Annotated in this window: 20 protein-coding genes and 1 pseudogene; 6 read left to right on the top strand and 15 right to left on the bottom strand. The window is 70.1% G+C overall.

Annotation, left to right across the window (positions count from 1 at the left end; translation table 11 throughout):
- Window positions 1-868 precede the first annotated feature (868 nt).
- Together ACFWSK_RS18725 and ACFWSK_RS18720 are read left to right on the top strand one after the other, a co-directional pair.
- Window positions 869-1,798, top strand: coding sequence for a hypothetical protein (locus ACFWSK_RS18725; RefSeq protein WP_383787159.1), 930 nt, complete (start codon window positions 869-871; stop codon window positions 1,796-1,798).
- Window positions 1,799-2,155: 357 nt separating this feature from the next.
- Window positions 2,156-3,949, top strand: coding sequence for an AIPR family protein (locus tag ACFWSK_RS18720; protein ID WP_383787156.1), 1,794 nt, complete (start codon window positions 2,156-2,158; stop codon window positions 3,947-3,949).
- Between the two features lie 532 nt (window positions 3,950-4,481).
- Here ACFWSK_RS18720 and ACFWSK_RS18715 read toward each other — a convergent pair.
- The 10 genes and pseudogenes from ACFWSK_RS18715 to ACFWSK_RS18670 all read right to left on the bottom strand — a co-directional run.
- Window positions 4,482-4,685, bottom strand: a pseudogene (locus ACFWSK_RS18715) (serine/threonine protein kinase); the annotation flags it as partial.
- Window positions 4,625-5,242: a serine/threonine-protein kinase gene (locus ACFWSK_RS18710; protein ID WP_383787154.1), complete on the bottom strand. Its 618-nt coding sequence runs from the start codon at window positions 5,240-5,242 to the stop codon at window positions 4,625-4,627. The pseudogene ACFWSK_RS18715 and the gene ACFWSK_RS18710, both read right to left, overlap by 61 nt.
- 265 nt (window positions 5,243-5,507) lie before the next feature.
- Window positions 5,508-6,062 carry a Fic/DOC family protein gene (locus ACFWSK_RS18705; protein WP_383787151.1) on the bottom strand — a complete coding sequence of 185 codons (555 nt, stop codon included), beginning with the start codon at window positions 6,060-6,062 and terminating at the stop codon, window positions 5,508-5,510.
- A gap of 14 nt (window positions 6,063-6,076) precedes the next feature.
- Complete coding sequence (locus ACFWSK_RS18700) at window positions 6,077-6,427, bottom strand: type II toxin-antitoxin system Phd/YefM family antitoxin (RefSeq protein ID WP_383787148.1); 351 nt, start codon at window positions 6,425-6,427, stop codon at window positions 6,077-6,079.
- Window positions 6,428-6,431: 4 nt separating this feature from the next.
- On the bottom strand, window positions 6,432-6,662 hold the full coding sequence (locus ACFWSK_RS18695) for a hypothetical protein (protein WP_383787145.1): 231 nt from the start codon (window positions 6,660-6,662) through the stop codon (window positions 6,432-6,434).
- Window positions 6,663-6,885: 223 nt separating this feature from the next.
- A complete protein-coding gene (locus ACFWSK_RS18690) occupies window positions 6,886-7,881 on the bottom strand; it encodes an NEW3 domain-containing protein (protein ID WP_383787143.1) in 996 nt (331 codons plus the stop codon).
- Between the two features lie 38 nt (window positions 7,882-7,919).
- Window positions 7,920-9,368 carry a Gfo/Idh/MocA family protein gene (locus ACFWSK_RS18685; protein ID WP_383787140.1) on the bottom strand — a complete coding sequence of 483 codons (1,449 nt, stop codon included), beginning with the start codon at window positions 9,366-9,368 and terminating at the stop codon, window positions 7,920-7,922.
- A 152-nt stretch (window positions 9,369-9,520) separates the two neighbouring features.
- Window positions 9,521-10,423, bottom strand: a complete 903-nt coding sequence (locus tag ACFWSK_RS18680; protein ID WP_383787137.1) for a glycosyltransferase family 2 protein — start codon at window positions 10,421-10,423, stop codon at window positions 9,521-9,523.
- Window positions 10,424-10,529: 106 nt separating this feature from the next.
- Window positions 10,530-10,772: a hypothetical protein gene (locus tag ACFWSK_RS18675; RefSeq protein WP_383787135.1), complete on the bottom strand. Its 243-nt coding sequence runs from the start codon at window positions 10,770-10,772 to the stop codon at window positions 10,530-10,532.
- A gap of 73 nt (window positions 10,773-10,845) precedes the next feature.
- Window positions 10,846-12,294 (bottom strand): MFS transporter, encoded by a 1,449-nt coding sequence (locus ACFWSK_RS18670; RefSeq protein ID WP_383787134.1) that lies wholly within the window; start codon window positions 12,292-12,294, stop codon window positions 10,846-10,848.
- Window positions 12,295-12,397: 103 nt separating this feature from the next.
- Between ACFWSK_RS18670 and ACFWSK_RS18665 the strand changes: the two genes are divergently transcribed.
- On the top strand, window positions 12,398-13,009 hold the full coding sequence (locus tag ACFWSK_RS18665) for a TetR/AcrR family transcriptional regulator (RefSeq protein ID WP_383787132.1): 612 nt from the start codon (window positions 12,398-12,400) through the stop codon (window positions 13,007-13,009).
- A 46-nt stretch (window positions 13,010-13,055) separates the two neighbouring features.
- Here the strand turns inward: ACFWSK_RS18665 and ACFWSK_RS18660 are convergent, their stop codons facing one another.
- Both ACFWSK_RS18660 and ACFWSK_RS18655 read right to left on the bottom strand, forming a co-directional pair.
- Window positions 13,056-13,925, bottom strand: coding sequence for a PhzF family phenazine biosynthesis protein (locus ACFWSK_RS18660; RefSeq protein WP_383787130.1), 870 nt, complete (start codon window positions 13,923-13,925; stop codon window positions 13,056-13,058).
- 122 nt (window positions 13,926-14,047) lie between these two features.
- Window positions 14,048-14,803 carry an SDR family oxidoreductase gene (locus tag ACFWSK_RS18655; RefSeq protein WP_383787127.1) on the bottom strand — a complete coding sequence of 252 codons (756 nt, stop codon included), beginning with the start codon at window positions 14,801-14,803 and terminating at the stop codon, window positions 14,048-14,050.
- Window positions 14,804-14,945: 142 nt separating this feature from the next.
- Here ACFWSK_RS18655 and ACFWSK_RS18650 point away from each other — a divergent pair, with 142 nt between their 5' ends.
- On the top strand, window positions 14,946-16,613 hold the full coding sequence (locus tag ACFWSK_RS18650) for an alkaline phosphatase D family protein (protein WP_383787124.1): 1,668 nt from the start codon (window positions 14,946-14,948) through the stop codon (window positions 16,611-16,613).
- Window positions 16,614-16,636: 23 nt separating this feature from the next.
- Here the strand turns inward: ACFWSK_RS18650 and ACFWSK_RS18645 are convergent, their stop codons facing one another.
- On the bottom strand, window positions 16,637-17,641 hold the full coding sequence (locus tag ACFWSK_RS18645) for a Gfo/Idh/MocA family protein (RefSeq protein WP_383787121.1): 1,005 nt from the start codon (window positions 17,639-17,641) through the stop codon (window positions 16,637-16,639).
- 82 nt (window positions 17,642-17,723) lie between these two features.
- On the opposite strand from ACFWSK_RS18645, the gene ACFWSK_RS18640 reads away from it, so the two are divergent.
- Window positions 17,724-19,037: a multidrug effflux MFS transporter gene (locus ACFWSK_RS18640; RefSeq protein ID WP_383787200.1), complete on the top strand. Its 1,314-nt coding sequence runs from the start codon at window positions 17,724-17,726 to the stop codon at window positions 19,035-19,037.
- Between the two features lie 54 nt (window positions 19,038-19,091).
- Here the strand turns inward: ACFWSK_RS18640 and ACFWSK_RS18635 are convergent, their stop codons facing one another.
- Window positions 19,092-20,396: a hypothetical protein gene (locus tag ACFWSK_RS18635; RefSeq protein WP_383787119.1), complete on the bottom strand. Its 1,305-nt coding sequence runs from the start codon at window positions 20,394-20,396 to the stop codon at window positions 19,092-19,094.
- 153 nt (window positions 20,397-20,549) lie between these two features.
- Between ACFWSK_RS18635 and ACFWSK_RS18630 the strand changes: the two genes are divergently transcribed.
- Window positions 20,550-21,548, top strand: a complete 999-nt coding sequence (locus ACFWSK_RS18630) for a small ribosomal subunit Rsm22 family protein (RefSeq protein WP_383787116.1) — start codon at window positions 20,550-20,552, stop codon at window positions 21,546-21,548.
- Here ACFWSK_RS18630 and ddaH read toward each other — a convergent pair.
- Window positions 21,537-22,421, bottom strand: coding sequence for a dimethylargininase (gene ddaH, locus ACFWSK_RS18625; protein ID WP_383787113.1), 885 nt, complete (start codon window positions 22,419-22,421; stop codon window positions 21,537-21,539). The genes ACFWSK_RS18630 and ddaH overlap by 12 nt on opposite strands.
- Window positions 22,422-22,475: the final 54 nt, after the last annotated feature.

The raw sequence follows: 22,475 nt of genomic DNA, 5'->3' as shown, positions 1-22,475 counted from the left end.
TCAGAGGCTCTTTTTTGCCAGGTCGGCAGCTTGATCGAATCCCGGTCCGTACCGGTTCAAACCGGACCTCGCAGTTGCGAACGTAGCCGCGAAGGTAGCCACCCACGCGGCCCCTACGGGCACTCGTCCTGATCACCGGGATGCGGTGATCCTCCGCGCATTACTGTCCGGCTTGCCCGAACGCAAAGCACCCTCCACCAGCGGAACGGCTGCAATTTCCAGGGTGGGCCGTTTGACGCGGGGGACAACGACCTGCGCGCACCGTTGACCGGGCATCAGGCAATCGGTGGGTCCGTAGGCTTGGTCTCTGAGGAACTGGGAGAAGACGTAACGGAGTCGGCGGGGGCAGCGAGAACTGGGGACGCGTAAGCCGGAAGCTGGAGCTGACGCGCTACCATTCCCCTGAGCCTGCCTCGGCGTGGTGGCAGGCTGCTCGGGGGAGTGGATGACATTCGCACAACCAAGGCAGGCAGATTTCCCGTCTTCGGCGCGATCGCCGCGGCTGGCGATTCTGCGCCCTGACAATGGCTTACTTCGTCTGCTCGATGCCGACCACACCAGGGAAAGGTCCTACTCCCAATCCTGCCGTGACTGGCCCGAGGTCAAGTCGCACCTCGCGATCCTGCTTGCTCCTGTCGACCAGCAGGGTGACGGAGGTGGCGGGGAGCAACCGGAGCGGATCTGGGGGCTGGGTATCGTGCGCCCTGCTCATGAGACCGACCGGGACCGAAAGGTCATCGTCACCCGTGCGCGAAGCTTTCGAGGCCTGGTGCCTGTCTCAGGGCTATGGTGCGCCGGCGGCGAGCGAGACACCGCACTCTCCAAGTCGTTACCGGAAAGCGGTCCTGTCACGGTCGGCGCAGACACCGTGTTCGCCAATCTCCGGCGGATCTCCCCTGATGTCGAGGCCGAAGTCCAGAGGCTGATGCCTCTCCTTAACGACGCCGAAGGCTGGAGTGAGCGGGAACTCCGCTGGCGTGATGAGCGTGACGCTCTTCTGCTCTTCGCCAAGATAGGGGGGTTGGGCCGGAGCGACTTCTCGGAGGTACGTCTCTGGGACAGGACAGCCGCCGAGGCGACCTTTGTCAGCGGGCTTGTCGGGACTGCTGTCCAGCCGATGCTCGACGACATCCGCGGGCAGGCAGCGACGAGGTTCAGCGGCATCGGTGAGACCGTCGTCCAAGCGTTCGCGAGTCGCGGAGGTAACCGACGCTATGACTTCGAGGTCACGTCGATAACCGATCAGTCGGTGGTGGACGGCCGGGAGGGCTCCCTCGACGCCTACTACTACCACGTCGACACGCGGACGCTCGTCATGCTGCGCTACGTGCGTCCCGGCCCGAACGGGCTCTTCTCGCCTGATGCCCGTCACAGTCTGGACGAGTTCCACGGTCGTGTTCACCGCCTGCCGAGACGCGACCGGCGGAGCGCCGACGATTACAGCTTGCTGGACGACCCTCTCTTTCTCCGCATTCATGAGCCGGAGCCCTTCACCGCCGCTCTGCACCGGACGAGCTCCGGTGCGATCTACCCCTACGACCAGGTCGCCGCCGCGATCTCGGCCGCGGCGGAACCCGGTCTTTCAGGCCCTTCCGCGGATGCGCTCACCCGCCACCTGGTACCGACCCACTTCGCCCAGCTGGTACGCGACGGTTGGTTCGGCGCGAGAGGGGTGCCTTTCGAAGTGGCCTTGGACTGGGTGAAGGCGACGATCGACACGGCTGGTGTTGCTTTGGTGTTCGTGGATTTCAGCCTCCGCCGGCGTGGAAACGGCTCAGGGATCACGGCGGGGGCCTAAGCCATCAATAAGACACCACCAGTGGGAAGGCAACCATCCATGGCCACCTCGGGGGCGGACACACCGCGCCAGGTCACGCAGGTCCGCGAGCAACTGCACGAGACATTCGACGGGGTGATAGACGTAAGCGACATCGCCCACTTCCGAGGGGACAGTTACGAACAGCGTTTCCTCTCCCGCGCCCTTGCAGCCCTGGCGGTACGACGCGTGGCCAAGTGCAGCGTGGCTGAGGCGGCCCGATTCGTCACGGACGGCATCGCGGACCAGGGATTGGACGCCATCGCTCCCCTGCCAGAGAGCCGGCGGGCTCTGCTCATCCAGGCGAAGTGGAGCGACAAGGGCACGGCGACCTTCGACGTGGGCGCCGCCAAGGCGATGGTGGATGGCCTGAACCGTATCGAGAACGAGTTGTACGACCAGTTCAACCAGCGTGCCGGCGCGCTCGCCCTAGAGGCCAGGCCGTTCATTGTCAACGAGAGAGCCACTCTGGTGATCGCGCTGATGGGCGCTGTGGAGCCCTCTCCACCCGCACGCGAGGTTCTCGACAATGCTCTCGACGAGTTCAACAAGCATGGCGCCCGCATGAGCGTCGAGGTGCTGTACGCCAAAGACTTCCATGACCAGATCCATGCGGATCTTCGGCCGGAGCCGATCTGTCTGGAGGTACGCCTTGATGACTGGTATCAGCAGAAGGGCCCACTTGAGGCGTATCAGGGCACGGTCTCCGCCGAGAGCGTCGCTGAGTGGTACGAGACGCACGGTACCGGTCTGTTCGAGCAGAATCTCCGGGCCCCGCTTGGGACCACCGTCACCAATGCGGAGATCGGTCTGACCCTTACCTCCGACCCCACCAGATTCTGGCACCTGAACAACGGCATCACCATGATCTGCGACTCGCTCACGGCGAAGCACGAAAGTGCCAAGGCCCCGCAGAGCAAGCGGACCACTCTCACCGTGACGGGGGCGAGCATCGTGAACGGTGCTCAGACAGTACGGGCTGTCGCCAGGGCCATGCACGACGACGGTGAGGCTGCGGCCAACGCCACCCTGAGCATCAAGGTCATCAACACGCATGAAGACCGGGAATTCGGCGTCCAGGTCTCCCAGGCGGCGAACCGGCAGAACGCCATCGAGCAGCGCGATCACATCGCGCTGGAACCTGTGCACCAGGCGATCAAGGCCAACCTGCGCGCCGAACTGCGCAAGCAGTACGTGATCAAGCGTGGCGAGCCGGTCGCCGCGCCCGAGACCGGTTGTTCACTGGACGAACTGGCTCTCGCACTCGCGTGCCTGTACCCGGATGCGGAACAGGCCGCCCGGGCCGCCAGTTCGACGGAGAACCTCTGGGAGCAGGGCCCCAAGGGCAGCCACACCCTGCTGTTCAAACGCGAACCCTCGCCGCAGAAGGTGTGGCGCTCCGTGCTCACGCTGCGCGCGGCCCGGAGCGCGGTCTACGAACTGGGCAGTGGTCAGAACAGCCGTGAGGCCGCGACCACTGAGCACGGTGGCTTTCTCGTCACTCACCTGCTGTTTCAGCATCTCGGCGCCACGAGCATCGATGATCCCGACTTCGACTGGGACAGCGAGGTCCTGGAGAAGATTCCCGCCCTGGTACCGGATCTGGTGCGTAGGCTGACGCACCAGATCGTCACTCGCTACGGGCAACGTCCCCAGATCAGGACCGCCTTCCAGACCGCGGAGACGTGCCGGGAGCTCGCAAAGCATGTTCTCGGCGACCTGGCCGATGGCGTCGCCGTTCCCGCACCTCCCGTGAAGGAGCGCAAGCCTCGTCGCCCGAACACCGTGCCGCTCCTCGTCGACCGCCGTGTCATCAAGGACGGAGCCCCCCTCCTGTACGTGGCTCTGAACGAGCCCGAGCGCGACGCCATGGAAGAGTGGCTTGTCCAAGACGAGCGGCGGCGCCAGGCGTCCTGGGCCAATCACCGGACCAAGCCGATCCTGTGGGCGTACGACGAGCAGCAGTACTCGCCGTCCGGGCTGGTGTCGAAGATGTGGGCGGACGCCGACTGGGACGACCGACCCGTGGCCAACCAGGGAACGGCTCGCTGGTTCCAGTCGGAGGGCCTGAGCCTGTGGGTTCTGGCTCAGCGCATCCACAGCGAAGATGCCGAGGACGAGGACGAGGCCTGACGGTGTGTGCACCGCACCGGCATGACGTCAGTAAGGGCGTGGTCCCTCCGGGCCGCGCAGCCGGGCGAGGAGATCGGCGATTTCGCGGGTCTCCTCGTGGTCCTCGCCGAGGAGTACGCACATGTCCTCGTGGAGGGCGTCGAGGACCCCTTCGGCCTCGGTGCGGCGGCCCTCGGATTCGGCCTCGGTGCGGCGGCCCTCGGAGAAGAGGAGGAGGCCGATGCTGCGGCGCAGGTCGAGAGCGGTCTCGGAGGCGTCCCCGGCCGCGTGCCGGGACCGGCACCGGAGCCGTCGGCTCGGGTGAGGGCGCAGGCGTCGCAGTCCGCCGCAGGGGTGCGTTCGGCTGTCGGTAGACCACCGTCGGGTCGGGAACTTCAGAAGGGGGGCCGCCGTGGGCGAGGGCCACGGGTTCGGCTGCCGATCCCGGTTTCGGCAGGTGCGGCGACGGGCGTTCGTACACCGCGTACGCGTCGGCCGGACGCTGCTCGGGCACCTTGGCCAGCAGGTCCAGGGTCAGTGCTTCCAGGTCCTCCGGTACCTCGGGACGCAGGGTGCGCAGCGGTTTCGGCGGCACGTCCATGTGCTGGTGCAGGAATTGGTGGTCGTTGTCGCCGCTGAAGACCAGCTCTCCGGCCAGGAGTTCGTGCAGCACGCGGCCGAGCGCGTAGAGGTCGCTCAGCGGTGTGATCTGCGCGCCGTCGATCTGCTCGGGCGGCATGTACCGGCTGGTACCGATCCGGCTGCCGGTGGCCGTGAGCCGGGTGACGTCCGTGTGCCGCAGCTTCGCGACGCCGAGTCCAGCACCTTGACCGTCCCGCCCGAGGCGATCAGGACGTTGTCCGGCTTCAGGTCGCGGTGCACGACCGGGATGGCGTGCGCGTAAGACAGGACCGTGCAGATCTGCGCCGCGATCGACGCGGCCCAGGTCACCGGGAACAGCGCCGCCGTTCCGTCCTCCGAGCCTGCCAGCACCCTGGGCAGGGATATCCCGCGCACGTACTCCATCACCAGGAACAGCCGGTCGTACGACACCCCGTCGAGTACCCCGTCGAAGACCTGCGGCACCCCGTGATGCCCGATTCGAGCGGTGACGCGCGCCTCGCGTTCGTAGGGGCGGGCGAACTCCTCTGCCTGTGCGGGCGTTGCGACGTCGTCGGGCCGGATGAGCTTGACCGCGATCTCCCGGTCGAGAACGGCGTCGTAGCCGCGCCAAACCGTTCCCATACGGCCGGACTCGATCTCCTCGATCAGCTCATAGCGGCCCTGTTCGCCGATTCTCCATGCCTGCGACACGCGTTGCGCTCACGTCATCCTGATGCGACGTCAGTCGATCGCTGTACGCGGTACCCATCGGCGGGGCGCACGGCAGGAGTTACAGCAGGTGGTCGGCCTTGCTTGCAACAGCCGACCAATTCGAAGCGCAACTCCGCGACAACCAGACCGAAGACCGTGCAGGGCGTTCTCGGCGCGCCGCGTTTCTGGGAGCCGGCGCACTTTATTTCGACCTGACACGTGCCAAACAGCAGGCGCCGCGCCTGCCGGTCGGGAGACAGAGGCGTCACCCCGCGGTGGTGATGAGCTCGTCGAGCACCTGCTCCAACAGGCTGTTGTCGCCGAGGAAACTCTTCACCGAGGCGTCCTCGTTGAGCTGAGGGTCCAGGGTCGACCAGTTCAGGTCGTAGCCCGCGTCGGTGCTGAGCTGGGACAGGAAGGCCCGCTGAGTGCGGCCGTTGCCCTCGCGGAACGGATGGAGGACGTTCATGTTGCCGTACAGCGCGGCGAGTTGGACGACGAATTCCTGCCGGTGGAGAACCCGCAGATGGCCGGAGGAGGTGAGACGGCCGAAGACCTCTCCGGCGTAGGACACCAGGTTTCTCGCCGGACAGAACGGTGTGCGCTTGGCGATGTTCACAGTGCGTAACTCGCCTGCCCACGCATAGATGTCACCGAAGATCGCGGCATGGAACGCCTGAAGATGGCCGAGGTCGTACGCACCGGACAGGGGGCGTTCGGCGAGCATGACGAGGCGCGCCCGGGTGATGTCCGCCTCCGCTGCCGCGAGCATTTGATGGTCGGTGATGCCGAGCTTGTTGCGCAGCACGCCGTTAGGCATGGCGTACGGATCGTTCACCCTGCCCGCCGCTCCGAAGTCTGTCGGTGGCGGGCGATCGCGCGGGCGACAAGGGTGTCTGTGTCGAGGTCGCCCTTTACGTACGCCTCAGTGTCGCGGTCGGATTCCTCCGAGGCGTGGAGCCCCTCGGCCTCGATGGAGCCGGTGGCCGAGGCGACGGCCGCACGCCGTGCGGCTCGGCCGCTCAGTGCCTCGAAGGCCTCGACGGACAGGAGGACGCCCTGGGGCTTGCGGTGGGCGCCGATCAGGACCGGGTCGGCATCCGCGCCGGACTTCGACAGCTCGATCAGGATCCGCGACAGTCTGGAGCGCGCGTCACTGACGGTCACGACCTCGGGGATCTCCATGCTGTCACCGTACCCATATAGAGTCTTGATTCTGTACAGATTCTAGTACGGATTTCGGTGGGTGTCCCGCCTTGGCGACCTTGGGCGTATACCCAACCCCGTCCCGGAGGCTCCACCAGCGGATGCCGAGGTCCTCGCCGATGTCGGCGGAGCTGAACCGGACCAGCGGTACATCGCGCCGGTCGAGTTCGGTGATCACCATGTCGGCGGTGATGCCGTCCGCCTCGGTTTCCACCAGAGGCGGCCTCTCCGAGAAGGACGAAGCCCTTGTCCGGACCGCTCCAGCACGGGGCGCCCTCCTACATGATCTCCTGGGAGAAGCAGACCGAGATGGTCGCCGCCGCTCCCGGCTGTTCGCGGAGAAGCTGAAGTGAGCCGGTGACCGTCGGCGGGAACGCATGACGGCGGAGAGGGGCGGCGCACCGCGCCGCCCCTCTCGCATGCCCGCACCGGGACGGTCAGGGTGCGATCGCCATGTCGAAGATGTGGACGTTGGCGTTCGCGGGCAGGACCACGAACTCCACCGTCTTCGACGGGTCCAGCGGGACCGAGTGGGCGAACACGCTGTACTTCACGGTCGCGTTGCCGTACCCGTCGGGACGGTTACGGCCGTCGGTCGACTTGACCAGGGTGGCGCCGTGCGCGGTGACCGGGTCGAACGACCAGTTGGGAAAGCCGAACGAGCCCGTGGAGCTCGTGCCGTCGGTGTAGTACACGGTGGCGCTGCCCGTGGCGGCGCTCGTGACGCCCGAACCGAGGAACACCAGCTTGCCGCCCTTGCCGCTCAGCGTGATCGCCTGTCCGGAGCTCGCCACGTTGTCCTTCGTGCCGGCCGGCACGTCGGGCCAGGTCAGCGTGGCGCCGAGGGCGTTGACGGCCGCTCCCGGCGTCAGGCCGACCTCGGCGAGCTTCTGTGCCGAGAAGCTGTTGCCCCCGCCGTCGTAGTTCCCGGCCGTCGTGGCGGACTCGTCGGTGATCGCCACGTTGTTGTACGCGGCCGCGAGGTTCGCCTGCGGCGAGCCGCTGCGCTCCGAGCGGGTGCCGGTGGCCGAGCCCCGGCCGTCCCCGCCCGTGTAGGTCGCGGTCGCCGTGAACGTACGGATCACGAATCCGCCCCGCTTCTCCGGGACCTGGATGCGGAAGGTCGCCGTGGCCGATGCCCCCGTGGCCAGGGAGCCGTCCACGCTGTTCAGGGCCGGCTGGACCGCCCACCCGGTGGGTCCGGCGAACGCGACCTTCAGTGAACGCAGGCGCTGCGGTCCCGTGTTCTTCACGGTGACGTCCACCGTCGCGATGACCGGGCCGTCGAGGTCGACGGGCGAGACGGTCACCTCGGTCCTCGCCTCGGAGGCCGCCGGTGCGGCCGGTGCGGCGGTGGCCGCCTGGGCGGGGACCAGCATGACCGCAGCCACGGCCAGGGCTCTGAGCGGGTTCATCAGTCGGACGGGTCTCATGGTCTGCTCCTTCGACGGGATGCCTGGCGGGGATGTCGTCAGGCGACGGGGGGCATGTCTGTCTCGCGCGAGTCCAGGCCCGTACGCAGGTTCACCCAGGAGCCCCGGGTGAAGTCGGGGACGGCGACCGGACGGCCCTTGTTCGCCAGGGACATGACACTCAGGGGAACGGGTGCGCACCAGACGGCCGAGTCGTACACGTCGATGTCGGGGACCAGCCCGGCCCGCATCAGCTGGATGGTGCGCCACTGCAGGACGTAGTCCATGCCGCCGTGGCCGCCGTTGTTCGCGGCGTCGTCACCGATCTTCTTCCAGAGCCAGTGGTCGAACTCCTTGCGGTACGTGTCGAAGTCGCGCCAGGAGTGCCCGCCGTGGTCCGGCTCCACGTAGATGCGTCCGCCGGTCGTCGAGGTGCCTGCGTAGTCCTCGAAGATGCCGCGGCTCCCGGCCAGGGTGTTGATCCGGCTGTACGGGCGGGGCGAGCTGACGTCGTGTTCGGCCCGGATGGTCCTGCCCTTCGCCGTCTCGATGGCGCAGCTGACGAGGTCGCCGTTGATGTACGTCTCGTTCCAGGACGGGTGCGACGCGGGGACGAAGCGCTTCCGGTAGTCGGCGAGTCCCCTGGGCGCGGTCGCGGTGGCCTTCAGCGTGGTCATCCGGTCGCCGCGGTTGACGTCCATGGCCGCCGCGATGGGGGCCAGGCCGTGCATGGCGTAGAAGGACGCCGTGGAGCGGGTGTGCCAGAGCCTGCGCCACGAGTCGGTGTAGTACGTGTTGGAGAACAGCAGGGCGCGCAGGTCGTGCAGATAGCCGCCGTGGCCGTTGGTGATGTCGCCGAACAGGCCCTCGTGGGCCATCTTCAGCATGGCCAGCTCGTTGCGGCCGTAGTTGCAGTTCTCGGCGAGCATCAGGTTCTTGCGGGTGCGCTCCGAGGTGTCCACGAGGTCCCACAGCTCGTCCAGCTCGGTGGCGATGGGGAGTTCGACGACCACGTGCTTGCCGGCGAGCAGCGCGGCCTTGCCCTGCTCGTAGTGGAACTCCCAGGGCGTCGCGATGTAGACGAGGTCGATGTCGTCGCGCTTGAGCATCTGCGCGTACGAGTCGGCGGAGCCGCCGAACTCCACCGGGCGCGGCTTGCCCTGGGTCACCAACTGGTCGGCGGTGCGCTTCGCGCGGTCCGCGCGGATGTCACACACCGCCGTGACGGTGCAGCCGGGGACGACGGACCAGCCCGTCGTCATTCCGGAGCCGCGGTTGCCGAGTCCGATCACGCCGACGCGGACGGTCGCGTACGGCTCGAACGGCACATTGATCATGGACTTCTGGCCGGCGGCGCGGCGCGGTTCGGCGGCTGCCGCCAGTGCGGAGGTGGCAGCCGCCGGCGCTGCGGAGGCGCTGCCGGCCGAGCCGATCCCGGCGGCGAGTGCCCCCGTGGCCAGCGTTCCTCCCAGGACCAGACGGCGTGAGACTGCGGGTATTTCAGACATGGCGACAATGCTCCTTGTCATGTGACCGGCATCACTGGCGGCAATGACTCTCGCCGGAATGTCATCCACATGTCAATAGGTGCTCGCGCCGGTCCTGTTGTGAACAAAACCAAGCATTCGACGGACGGTGAGGTGACGACGGTGCCGGGGCGTCAGATCACCGGGGGACGGCCCAGCATCGTCATGCGCCACACCGTGCGCCAGCGCATCGGGCTGCGTGGCCCGCACGGGGTCCGCACTCCCTCGGCGAAGCCGCCCGCCCATGCCCGCAGTCCCTTCGGCGAGCGGGTCCGGGCGAGGGTGAGGAGGGTCCAGGTGCCCAGGTAGGCGGGGACCAGCGGCAGGGGCAGATTGCGGCGGGCGAGCCAGACGCGGTTGCGGGCCGTCATCCGGTAGTAGACCGCGTGCCGGGCCGGCGAGGTCTTCGGGTGCTGGAGGAGCAGGCCGGGTTCGTAGAGGATCTTCCAGCCCGCGTCGAGCGCGCGCCAGGACAGATCCGTCTCCTCGTGGGTGAAGAAGAACTCGGCGGGCCAGGTGCCTGTCTCCGCGAGCATCTTCATGGACAGGGCGTGGCCGCCGCCGAGGAACGCGGTGACCGGGCCGCGCCGCATCGGGTCGGTGGCGCGCAGCCGGGGCACGTGGCGGCGCTGGGTCACGCCGTGCTCGTCCGCGATACGGAATCCGACGATGCCGAGCCGGGGGTCGGCGGCGTACAGCTCCTGGACCGTGCCGAACACCCCGCTGTCGACCAGCAGTCCGTCGTCGTCCAGCTCGATGACGACGTCCACGTCGCCGAGCTCGGCCAGCCGGCTCAGCGCCACGTTGCGCCCGCCGGGGCAGCCGAGATTCTCGTCGAGCTCGATCGTGGTGACTCCGCCCGCCAGATCGGACAGGCCGGGGAAGCGGCTGAAGTCCGGCAGCGGTGAGCCGTTGCCCACGACGACGACTCGGGTGGGCCGGACGTCCTGCATGGCCACGGACGCGAGCAGCGCCTCGACCTGCTGCGGCCGGTCTCCCATGGTCACGATGGATACGCCGATGCGTGGTTCGGACAAAGGTCGGCACTCCTGGGTCGGGCGGTTCGGCTGCGGTGCGCGTGATCGTAACGTCCCGGGGTTCATCCGCCCGTCACCGCCCGGTCGCCGGAGGGGCGTTCGTCGTTCAGGGCGGCGTACATGACCATGTCCCGGCGCTCGCCGCCGACTTGCTGCCAGCCCGGTCCCACTGCCGGCGTACGAAGGCTTCGGCGGCCTCGTCGGAGTACGGGGACGGAATCGTGGTGATCAGCGGGATGTAGTCGTCCGCCGCGGCCTCCCGTACCAGCGGGAGGTCGCTCAGCTCCCAGGGGCGCAGGACGAAGTCGGGGCCCGCGGTCATGCTCGGAACGGTCAGCGGCTGCGCCATGTCCGTATCCTGCCGCGACGCGCCCCGCGCCCCGGCCCCGACGCGGGCGCGCCCCGGCTGATCGGCGACCGGCTCACCCGGCCGGGCTCCGCACCTCGCGCCGGCCGAGGAAGACCCAGGCGGCCAGGGCGCCTGCCAGGACGAGGCCGGAGTTCACCAGGACGGCGAGCGAGACACCGGACAGCACCGCGTCCGGTCCCGTGGCCCCTCCCATGCGGGCGGTGGCGACGGCGCTCATGACCGGGATGCCCAGGGTGATGCCGACCTGCTGCGTCATGGTCGCCAGCCCGGTGGCGAGGCCCTGCTCCTCGTCGGGGAGGCCCGACGTGGCGGTGACCATGAACCCGACGATCATCAGCATGTTGCCGATGCCGCCGATGAACGTGGCCGCCAGCACGAGCTGGATCCAGCCGCCCGAGGTTCCGAGCGCCACCAGGGAGAGGGTGGCGGCGGCCTGGACGAGGCCGCCGAACGCGATGGTGCGCCGGTTGCCGAAGCGCCCCACCGCACGGCCGCCGAGGGTGCCGCCGATCACCGTACCGACGCCCAGGACGCCGAAGGCGAGGCCGGTGGCGAGCGCCGAGTAACCGAGGACCTCCTGGAGGTAGAGGGTGAGGAGGAAGACCAGCGAGGTCTCGGTGACGAAGGCGATCAGACCGGTGGTGTTGCCCCAGATGACGCTGCGGCGCTTCAGGATGTGTACGGGGACGAGGGGTGCCGCCGCCCGCTTCTCGATGAACCAGAAGCCGACGAGGAGTGCGGCGCCCGCGAGCAGGGCGGCGAGGGTGGCGGGTGTGGTCCAGCCGGACTCGCCCGCCTGGGTCAGTCCGTACACGAGCAGCAGGAGTCCGCCGGTGACGGTCGCGGCGCCGGGCACATCGAGCTTCGGGCGGACGGCGGGCCGGGAGTCGGTGATCACGGACGGGGCGAGGGCGACGACGAGCGCGGCGACCGGCACGTTGATGAAGAAGGCCCAGCGCCACGAGAGCAGATCGGTGAGGAGTCCGCCGAGGATCGCTCCGGCGGTGAACCCGGCGGACATCAGGGCGCCGTTGAGCCCGAGGGCCCGTTCGCGCAGCCGGCCCTCCTTGAACGCGGTGGTGAGCAGGGCGAGCCCGGCCGGGGTGACGGCCGCGGTGGCGAGGCCCTGCAACACCCGTGCGGTGAGGAGGACTTCGGGCGAGTTGGCGAGGCCGCCGAGTGCGGAGGAGAGGCCGAGGACGACCATGCCGCCGATGAACAGGCGCTTGCGGCCGACGAGATCGGCGACGCGGCCGAACAGGAGCGTGAATCCGGCCGCGGCGAGGGCGAAGGAGGTGGCGATCCACTGGAGGTGGGAGAGGGAGAAGCCGAGCCCTTCGCCGACGACCGGGAGTGCGACGTTCAGGATCGAGAAGTCCACGGCGATCATGAACTGGGCGCCGAGGAGAAGAGTGAGGACGAGCTTCTGCCGTCCCGTCATGCGAGGGTCGGCGACGGATGGCGCCGGCGGTGCGAGGGGTGCCGTGCTGGATGTGGACATGGGTGCCCTTTCCTGGGACGGGACGCCTTAATGGTCTTGTGGTTCCATTAAGATGGAGTCACCGTAACAGGAGTCGGTAAGCTAATGGAACTGGAGACCCGTTATGGATGCTGAGGGTGGCGAGCCGGGCATGGTCCGGCCCGGTGGGCGTACGGCACGGGTGCGGGACGCGGTCCTGCGGGCGGCGGGCGACGCCCTGGCCGAACACGGCTTCGGCGGGCTCGACCTCGCCGATGTCGCGCGACGCGCGGAGGTGGGTAAGACGACCGTCTACCGGCGCTGGTCCACCCCGGCCGGTCTGGTGGCCGACCTGCTGGCGGAGATGGCCGAACAGTCCGTGCCGCGTACGGACCTCGGATCGCTGGACCAGGACCTCGCGGCCAACGCCCGCCTGGTCGTCCGGACGCTCACCGACCCGCGTCAGGGCGCCCTCTTCACGTCCGTGATCGCGGCGGCGACCTGCGACGCCCGTACGGCGGAGGCGCTGCACCGCTTCTACGAGGTGCGCGTGAAGGAGTGGGCGGGCTGCGTGGAAGCGGCGGTCGAACGCGGCGAGCTGCCCCCGGGTACGGACGGGTGCGAGGTGATCCGGGCCGTCTCGGCGCCGCTCTACTACCGGCTGCTGACCGGCGGGGGCGCGCTCGACGACATCGCCGCCGACCGGGCGGCCGAAGCCGCCGCGGTGGCGGCGAGGGCGGGTGTGTACGTGAGGTGAGGCCGGCGCGCTCCCTCCCGGTAACGGGGGCGATGCCGGCGCGCGGTCAGCCGATCCGCGTACCCGTGCCGCTCACCCGGACGCGGCTGTCGTCCGCGCGCAGTTCCACGGTGAGGGTGCCGGGGCGGCCCATGTCCTCGCCCTGGTGCAGGGTCAGGACCGCGGCCTCCGGGACGATCGCCAGTTCGCGTGCGTACGCGCCGAAGGCCGCCGCGGCCGCGCCCGTCGCCGGGTCCTCGACCACCCCGCCGACCGGGAAGGGGTCGCGCACGTGGAAGACCGCCGGGCCCTCACGCCACACGAGCTGGACGGTGGTCAGGTCGAGGCGGTGCATGAACGCTTCGAGGCGCGCGAAGTCGTACGCCAGGTCAGCGAGCCGCTCGCGGGTCGCGGCGGCCAGCACCAGGTGGCGGGCGCCCGCGTACGAGATACGGGCCGGGAGGGCCGGGTCCAGATCGGCGGCCGGCCAGTCCAGCGCCGCGAGGGCCTCCGTCAGATCGTCCGGGGCGATGTCCGTGACCTGCGGCTCGACGCTGGTGAGCGTGGCGCGCAGCTCGTCGCCCTCACGGGTGACAGTGACCGGGACCGTACCCGCCCGGGTCGAGAACACCAGGTCGCCGGGGCCGTCGCGCTCGGCGAGGGCGATCGCCGTCGCGATTGTGGCGTGCCCGCAGAACGGCACCTCGGCCTTCGGGCTGAAGTAGCGGATCGTGTAGGCCCGGTTGCCCGTCCCGGTCAGGAAGGCCGACTCGCTGTAGCCGAGTTCGGCGGCCGCGGCGAGCATCGCCGCGTCGTCGAGGCCGGAGGCGTCCAGAACGACGCCCGCGGGGTTGCCGCCTTCCGGATCGGCCGAGAAGGCGGTGTACCGGAGCACGTCGGAAGCGGAGGAGCCGGGGTTACCGGAGAGCTGACTCATGTCGCAGCTCAACCCCGGTCGGGCCGGAGGCATTCCCGGGGTCGAGCCGCGTGCCGCGGTGGGGTCCGGAGCAGGGGCGCGGACACCCCTGCGGACGCCCGCGGACACCTCTGCGGACGCCCCTAGCCCCGGCCCACGTACGGCATCGTCGTCGCCAGGACCGTCGCGAACTGCACATTCGCCTCCAGCGGCAGTTCCGCCATGTGCAGCACCGTCCGGGCCACGTCCGCCGCCGCCATCACCGGCTCCACCGCCAGTTCGCCGTTGGCCTGGAGGATGCCGGTCCGCATCCGCTCCGTCATCTCGGTGGCCGCGTTTCCGATGTCGATCTGCCCGCAGGCGATCCGGTACGGACGCCCGTCCAGGGACAGCGACTTCGTCAGTCCGGTCATGGCGTGCTTCGTCGCCGTGTACGCGATCGAGTGCGGACGCGGCGCGTGCGCGGAGACCGAACCGTTGTTGATGATCCGGCCGCCCTGCGGGTCCTGCTCCTTCATCTGCCGGTACGCCGCCTGCGCGCACAGGAACGCGCCCGTCAGATTCACGTCCACCACCGCGCGCCAGTCCTCGTACGCGATGTCCTCCACCGGAACGGAGCGCGGGCCGAACGTGCCCGCGTTGTTGAAGAGCAGGTCCAGCCGGCCGAACCGCTCGCGCACGGCGGCGAAGAGCGCGTTCACCTCGTCCGGGTCGGTCACGTCGGCCGGTACACACAGGACGTCCCAGGCCCCCGCCTCCCGCGCGGTGGCCTCCAGCGTCCCGGGCCGCCGCCCGGCCAGTGCCACCGACCAGCCCGCACCGGCCAGCGTGAGCGCCACGGCCTTTCCGATACCCGACCCCGCACCCGTGACGACAGCGATTCTCTGCTCAGCGTTCATGGCCCGGCAGCGTACGGGAGGTGTGAGGGCCGGCGGCACGCGGTGCTCATCGTGCCGCCATGGGGATGTTGTGCACGCGACAACGGAGGGTCGTCGCCCCGCACTCCAATTCTCCTGACAGCATCCGTCAGGGGAGGGGCATATGACACCCGCACAGATCGCCCGCACGCCTGTACAGCAGGGGCATTCGACCGAACTCCGCGCCGCAGCCCGGCATCTCGGGGCCGGCCTCGGCCGCCGCCGCTTCCTCACCGCCACGGGCGCCGCGGCCGCACTGGCCTTCGCCGTCAACCTGCCCGCCGCGGGCGCCGCGAGCGCCGCAGAGCTCGACCCCCGGCAGATCACCGAGGACCCCTTCACGCTCGGCGTCGGCTCGGGCGACCCGCTGCCCGGCTCCGTCCTGCTCTGGACGAGACTCGCCCCGCGCCCCTACGAGCCGGACAGCGGCATGCCCGCCGCCCGCGTCCGGGTCCGCTGGGAGATCGCCCGCGACGAGCGCTTCAGCCGTATCGTCCGGCGCGGTTGGACCACCGCCCACCCGGAGTTCGCCCACAGCGTCCACGTGGACATCGGCGGGCTCGACCCCGACCGCGTCCTCTACTACCGCTTCCGCACGGGCACCTGGATCAGCCCGGCCGGCCGGACCCGTACGGCCCCCGCCCCGGGCGCGTCCAACAGCTCCCTGAGCATCGCCGCCGTCTCCTGCCAGGCCTACCACGACGGCTACTTCACCCCGTACGGGCACCTCGCCGAGGAGGACGTCGACGTGGTGTTCCACCTCGGCGACTACCTGTACGAGTACGCCGTGAACGCGACCGGCGGTGCCCGCGCCTACACCGACCGCACGCTCCCCGCCCACTACAACCGCGAGACGGTCACCCTGGAGGACTACCGGATGCGGTACGCCCTCTACAAGTCCGACCCGGACCTGCGGGCCGCCCACGCCGCTCACCCCTTCGTCGTCACCTGGGACGACCACGAGACGGAGAACAACTACGCGGGCGGCACTCCCGAGAACAGCGTTCCGCCGGAGGAGTTCCTGCTCCGCAGGGCCGCCGCCTACCGGGCGTACTGGGAGAACCAGCCGTTGCGCAGCCCGCAGCGCCCGACCGGCCCCGACATGAGGCTCTACCGCCGTCTCTCCTTCGGCCGGCTCGCCCAGTTCGACATCCTCGACACCCGCCAGTACCGCAGCGACCAGGCGCTCGGCGACGGCTGGAAGGTGCCGGGCCCGGAGTCCGAGGACCCCACGCGCACCATGACGGGGGCCGAGCAGGAGCGCTGGCTGATCGACGGCTGGCACGCCTCGCGGGCCCGGTGGAACGTCGTGCCGCAGCAGGTCGTCTTCGCCCAGCGGCGTGACGTGCCGACCGACGCCTTCAAGCTGTCCATGGACTCGTGGGACGGCTACCCGGCCTCCCGGCAGCGGCTCCTGAACGGCGCGGAGGCGGCCGGGGTCGAGAACCTGATGGTGCTGACCGGCGATGTGCACGTCGGCTACGGCCTCGACCTCAAGAAGGACTTCGACGACCCGTCCTCCCGCACGATCGGTACGGAGATCGTCGCCACGTCCATCAGCAGCGGCAAGGACGGTGCCGAGCGGCCCGCGAACTGGAGCAACCTGACGCAGGCCAACCCGCACATGAGGTTCTACAACGGCCGCCGCGGCTACGCCCTCATCACCCTCGGTACGAAGGAGGCCCGCGCCGACTTCCGTACGGTCTCCGCGGTCACGACGCCCGGTGCGCCCGTGACGACGGCGGCCTCCTTCGTGACCGAGGCGGGGAACCCGGGGCTCACGCCCGCGTAGGTACGCGGGCGGGCCCGGTGTTTTCAGACGCGCACGTCGGCGGGATAGCGGACACCGATGCGTTCGCGCACCGCGTCGAGCGTCCGCATCACCGCGAGCGAGCCGTCCAGCGGCACGAGCGGGGACTCCGTCTCGCCCGCCCGTACCGCGCGCATCACCTCGGCGGCCTCGTACTGCATCCCCGAAAGGCCCTGCGGTCCGGGCCCCGAGTCGAACTCCTCGGGCTCGCGGCCCGGCCGGTGCAGCACGAATCGCTCCGGGTGGAAGAAGCCCTGCGGGAAGTCGATCCGCCCGGCCGTCCCGGTGACCGACGCGGTCGTCGGGTGGTCACCGACCAGCGAGCAGGCGAGCAGCGCGGTGGCACCCCGACCGGACCAGCCCAGCAGCATCCCGGTGTTCAGGTCGACGCCCTCGGGGGAGAGCAGCGCGTCGGCCCGCACCCGGTCCGGCTCGCCCAGCAGCAGCTGGGCGAACGACACCGGGTAGACGCCGAGGTCCAGCAGGGCGCCGCCGCCCAGCGCCGGATCGATCAGCCGGTGCCCGGTGTCGAACGCGCCCGCGAAGCCGAAATCGGCCTGGACGGTGCGGATCTCGCCGATGGCGCCGTCCCGCACGAGCTCCGTCATCCGCCGGATGACGGGATTGCAGTACGTCCACATCGCTTCCATCAGGAACAGCCCGCGCTCCCGGGCCATCGCCACGAGCTCCTCGGCCTCCGGGGCGTTGAGCGTGAACGCCTTCTCGCACAGCACGTGCTTTCCGGCTTCGAGAGCGAGCCCGGCCGCCTCCCGGTGCGCGGAGTGCGGCGTGGCCACGTACACCACGTCGACCTCGTCGTCGGCGACGAGCTCCGCCCAGCTCCCGTACGCCCGGCCGATCCCGAACCGTTCGGCGAACGCCTTCGCGGAGGCGTCCGTGCGGGAGGCCACCGCCACCACCTCGGCGTCCGGCATCCCGAGGAGGTCCTCGGTGAACCGCGCGGCTATACCGCCCGTCGCCAGCACGCCCCATCGCACAGTTCTGCTCATGTCCGCCCCCATAAGTAAACGGTTCCGACCACCGTGGTTGAGCTGAGAGCATAGATGCGGATTCAACGATGCGGAGATGAGAATGCCGGACAGCGGCGGAAGCCGGGCCCAGAAAGAGCACATACCCACGACAGGGGCCGGCGCCGGACCCGGCACCGCCCCGATCACGTCCACCCCCGCCGCCCGGCGGACCGGACTGCTGGTCACCCTGGTTCTCGGCGGACTGACCGCGCTGCCGCCCCTCTCCATGGACATGTACCTCCCGGCGCTGCCGGAGGTCACCGACGTCCTGCACGCCCCCGCCTCCACCGTCCAGCTCACGCTGACCGCCTGCCTGGCGGGCATGGCACTCGGACAGCTCGTCGTCGGACCGATGAGCGACCGGTGGGGCCGGCGCAGACCCCTGCTCCTCGGCATGATCGTCTACGTCGTCGCCACCGCCATCTGCGCGTTCGCGCCCACCGCCGAACTCCTCATCGGCTTCCGTCTCCTCCAGGGACTGGCGGGTGCCGCCGGCATCGTGATCTCCCGGGCCGTGGTGCGTGACCTCTACGACGGCGTGGAGATGGCCAAGTTCTTCTCCACCCTGATGCTGATCTCCGGAGTCGCCCCCGTCATCGCGCCGGTGATCGGCGGTCAGGTGCTCCGGTTCACCGACTGGCGGGGCATCTTCGTCGTCCTCACCGGCGTCGGTGTCGTGCTCACCCTGGTCGTATGGAAGTGGCTGCACGAGACCCTGCCGCCGGAGGAACGCCACACCGGCGGCGTCGGCGAGGCACTGCGCACCATGCGCGGCCTGCTCGCCGACCGGGTGTTCACCGGCTACATGATCGCGGGCAGCCTCGCCTTCGCCGCGCTCTTCGCCTACGTGAGTGCCTCGCCGTTCGTCGTGCAGGAGATCTACGGCGCCTCGCCGCAGACCTTCAGCCTGCTCTTCGGCATCAACTCGATCGGTCTGATCGCCGTCGGCCAGATCAACGGCAAGGTACTGGTGGGCCGGGTCAGTCTGGACAAGGCGCTCGGCTTCGGACTCGGCGTCATCTCGCTGGCCGCCGTCGCACTCCTGCTGATGACGTCGGGGGTCTTCGGTGACGTCGGTCTGGTGCCGGTGGCGGCCGGGCTCTTCGTGCTGATGTCGGCGATGGGTCTCGCGATGCCCAACACCAACGCGCAGGCCCTCATGCGTACGAAGCACGCCGCCGGTTCGGCCTCGGCGCTGCTCGGCACCTCGTCGTTCCTGATCGGGGCGATCGCCTCGCCGCTCGTCGGTATCGCCGGGGAGCGGACGGCCGTGCCGATGGCCGTGGTGCAGGTGGTCTGCGCCCTGGGGGCGTTGGTGTGCTTCCTGGCGCTGTGCAGGCCGTGGCAGCGGGCCTCCACCGCGGGCGGTCTCTGACGCGCGGGCGGGCGGGGGTACGGGCCGGCGCGAGCGCCCGCCCGCCCGCCCCGGTCAGCCGTTGCGGGGGTAGCCGATCAGATGGAGCCGGTCCCTGCGGTCCATCCAGCGGAACAGCCCGACGCCCGCCGTCTCCATCCCCGGCAGGCGCACATTCGGTGAGAGCGGCGAGACCGCCCCGGTCGTGAACTCCATCTCGACCGGCTCCCCGCCGCCCTCCAGGGCGTCCGAGGCGTCGCGCACGTTCCTCGCGCCGTAGGCCACCCCCCGGTCCGTCACCGACGCGAGCGTCACCGAGGTCGAGCCGTCCTCGTCCTCCAGGCAGAAGCCCTTCGCCGCTCCCAGGTCGAAGGCGAGGTTCCCGGCGACGAGGTAGCCGTCCGACGGTGCCACGACGGCCTGGGGATACTGCCCCGGCTCGATCGCCGGCTTGTGGCACTCGACCGAGACCACCGGCTTCCCCGTCGCCGCTTCGTGCACCGCCCACAGCTCGTGGCCGGCGGCCCGCTTCGCGCCCTTGGCCAGCTGCCACTTCGCCAGAATCCACCCCGGTGCCACGGACGTCGGCACCCCGCTTTGCCGGTCGGTGCCCTTGGGCGCCACGTTCCGGCTGAACCAGCCGCCCCGTACCCAGAACTCCCGCGCCCCGCTCACCAGCAGCCCCTGCCCGGTCTGGCCGCGCACCTCCGTGAGCTGCTTGCAGGCAGGGCAGCCCTTCGGATACTTCAGCGCGGTCGCGGCGACCCGTGACACCTCACCGGTGGCCGGGTCGATCACGGCACTGTTCGCGCGCCCGTCACTGATCAGGATGTCCGGCCCGGTGGCGGTGACCTTCGGCGCTCCGCTCCACGGCACCTCGACGCGGCGCCGGGTGCCGTCGGCCGCGTCGTAGACGTCGAGGGAGACGAAGGTGTCCGTGGCGGAGAGGCCGTCGCCGACCTTCCCGTACGCCCAGGTCACGAAGTACTGCCGGTCCGCCGTGGCGACGGAGAGCAGCTTCGGGAAGTGCAGCGGGTCCGGCGGGCGCCAGGCCGTGCCGCTCCACGCGAGCTTTCCGGACGCCGCGTCGATGGTGCGCAGCCGGTAGCGGTTCCCGGATGCCGTCACGAGGAAGGCCAGCCGGCCCGTCGAGCGGGAGACCGCGTACTCCGGCGCCGCCCCGATGATCTCCCAGCCGTGCGCCGTCGTGTACTCCGGCGGAACGATGAGCCGCGTCGAAGGGCCCGCGCTCTTCTTCGTGGGCTTCTTCGGTTTCCTGTCGCTCCTGTCGCTGTCACCCCCGCAGGTCGCCAGCAGGAGCAGCAGGGCCAGGACCAGCACCCCCCCGGCCAGAGCCAGGCGCACGATCCTCTGTCTCATGGTCCCCCCGATGAGCAATCCCCGAACCTCGCGGCGGTCAGCGTAACAACAGCCCTCAGGGGAAAAGCAGTTCGGTTCCGTCGCCGTTCCGTCCCGGTTCCGTACCGGCGGACGGACTGCGACCGGCCGGTCGCCTGCGCCTACAATTCGGCGGTGAACGCCTCCACCCCCACCGCGGAAGCCCTGCGCGCCGCCCTGGCCGCGCTGCTCGACGGGCTGCCGCCCAAGCAGGCCACCCAGGCCGTCGACCGGCTGATCGCCAGCTACCGCGGGACCACCCCCACGGACGCCCCGGTCCTGCGCGACCGGTCCGACGTCGTCGCGTACGCCGCGTACCGGATGCCCGCGACGTTCGAAGCGGTACGGTCCGCACTCGCCGCGCTGCGCGAGGCCGCCCCGCACTGGGCGCCCGCCACGCACACCGACGTCGGGGGCGGTACGGGGGCCGCGAGCTGGGCGGTGGCCGGGGCCTGGCAGGGGGCGGCGACCACGGTCCTGGACTGGGCCGAGCCCGCGCTCGTCCTCGGCCGTGAGCTGGCCGCCGCCTCGGACCTCCCCGGACTGCGCGGCGCCCGGTGGCAGCAGGCCAGGATCGGCGCAGCGCTGGACCTCGCGCCGACGGACCTGGTGACCGTCTCGTACGTACTCAAGGAGCTCACCCCGGGGGCCAGGGCCGAGCTGGTCGACGCGGCGGCGGGCGCCTCGCAGGCCGTGGTGATCGTCGAGCCCGGCACCCCCGACGGCTACGAGCGCGTCATCGAGGCCCGTACCCGGCTGATCGCCGCCGGGCTGACCGTCGCGGCGCCCTGCCCGCACGACGACGCGTGCCCCATCGAGCCGGGCACCGACTGGTGCCATTTCTCCGCCCGGGTCAGCCGCTCCTCGCTGCACCGGCAGGTGAAGGGCGGCTCCCTGAGCCACGAGGACGAGAAGTTCAGTTACGTCGTGGCGACCCGCTTCCCCGTGACGCCGGCCGCCGCCCGGGTCACCCGCAGACCGCAGATCCGCAAGGGCCAGGTGCTCCTCGAACTCTGCACCCGTGACGAGGCCCTCCAGCGCTCCACGGTCACCAAGCGGCACGGCGAGCTGTACCGGGCGGCCAGGGACACCGCGTGGGGTGACTCCTGGCCGCCCGGCCCCTCACAGCCGTAGCTCCTGGGTGCAGCACTTCACGCTGCCACCGCCCTTCAGCAGCTCGCCCAGATCCATCGGCACCGGATCGAAGCCGCGGTCCCGCAGCGGGTCGAACAGCCCCGTGGCGGCCTGCGGCAGCAGGACGTGGAGTCCGTCGCTCACCGCGTTGAGCCCGAGCGCCGCCGCGTCCGGCTCCGTGGCGATCAGCGCGTCGGGGAAGAGCCGGGCCAGCACGGACCGGCTGCCCGGCGAGAAGGCACCGGGGTAGTACATGATCTCGTCGCCCGCCTCGTCGAGGACGCACAGGGCCGTGTCCAGGTGGTAGTAGCGCGGGTCCACCAGATCGAGACCGATGACCGGACGCCCGAAGAACTCCTGCGCCTCGTCGTGCGAGAGCGGACTGGAGCGGAAGCCGCGCCCCGCCAGGAGGTACGAGGAGGTGACCGCGAAGTCCCCCTCGCCCTCGTTGACGTGATCCGGCTCCCGGATCTCCGTGAAACCGGCTTCCCGGAACCAGTCCCGGTGGGCCTCCGCCTCCGCGTACCGCTCCTGGTAGGCGAACAGGGCGCCCAGCACGCGGCCGTCGATCACGGTGGCCCCGTTGGCGGCGAAGACCATGTCCGGCAGGTCCGGCCGGGGCGTGAGCAGTTCGACGGTGTGCCCGAGCGTGCGGTAGCGGTCGCGCAGGTCCTCCCACTGGGTCCGGGCCAGCGGCAGGTCGACCGGTTTCGAGGGGTCCATCCACGGGTTGATGGAGTAGGTGACCCTGAAGTGGTCGGGGGCGCACATCAGATAGCGACGAGGGGTGGCGTCACGAGTCAATGCGGGCTCCTCTCGAACGGCAGCCTCGGCTGCGGAACGGTGGGACGCACGGTCAGTGCGTGAGCTCATGGTGCGCCGTGCCGGGCCGATCCGCAGTGGACCGATCGGGTGGTTCGCGCGGGG

It is taken from the genome of Streptomyces sp. NPDC058620 (genome assembly GCF_042717135.1).
Lineage (GTDB): Bacteria > Actinomycetota > Actinomycetes > Streptomycetales > Streptomycetaceae > Streptomyces.
The sequence above is the reverse complement of the archived record's forward strand: the minus strand, read 5'-3'. Positions and strand labels throughout refer to the sequence as shown.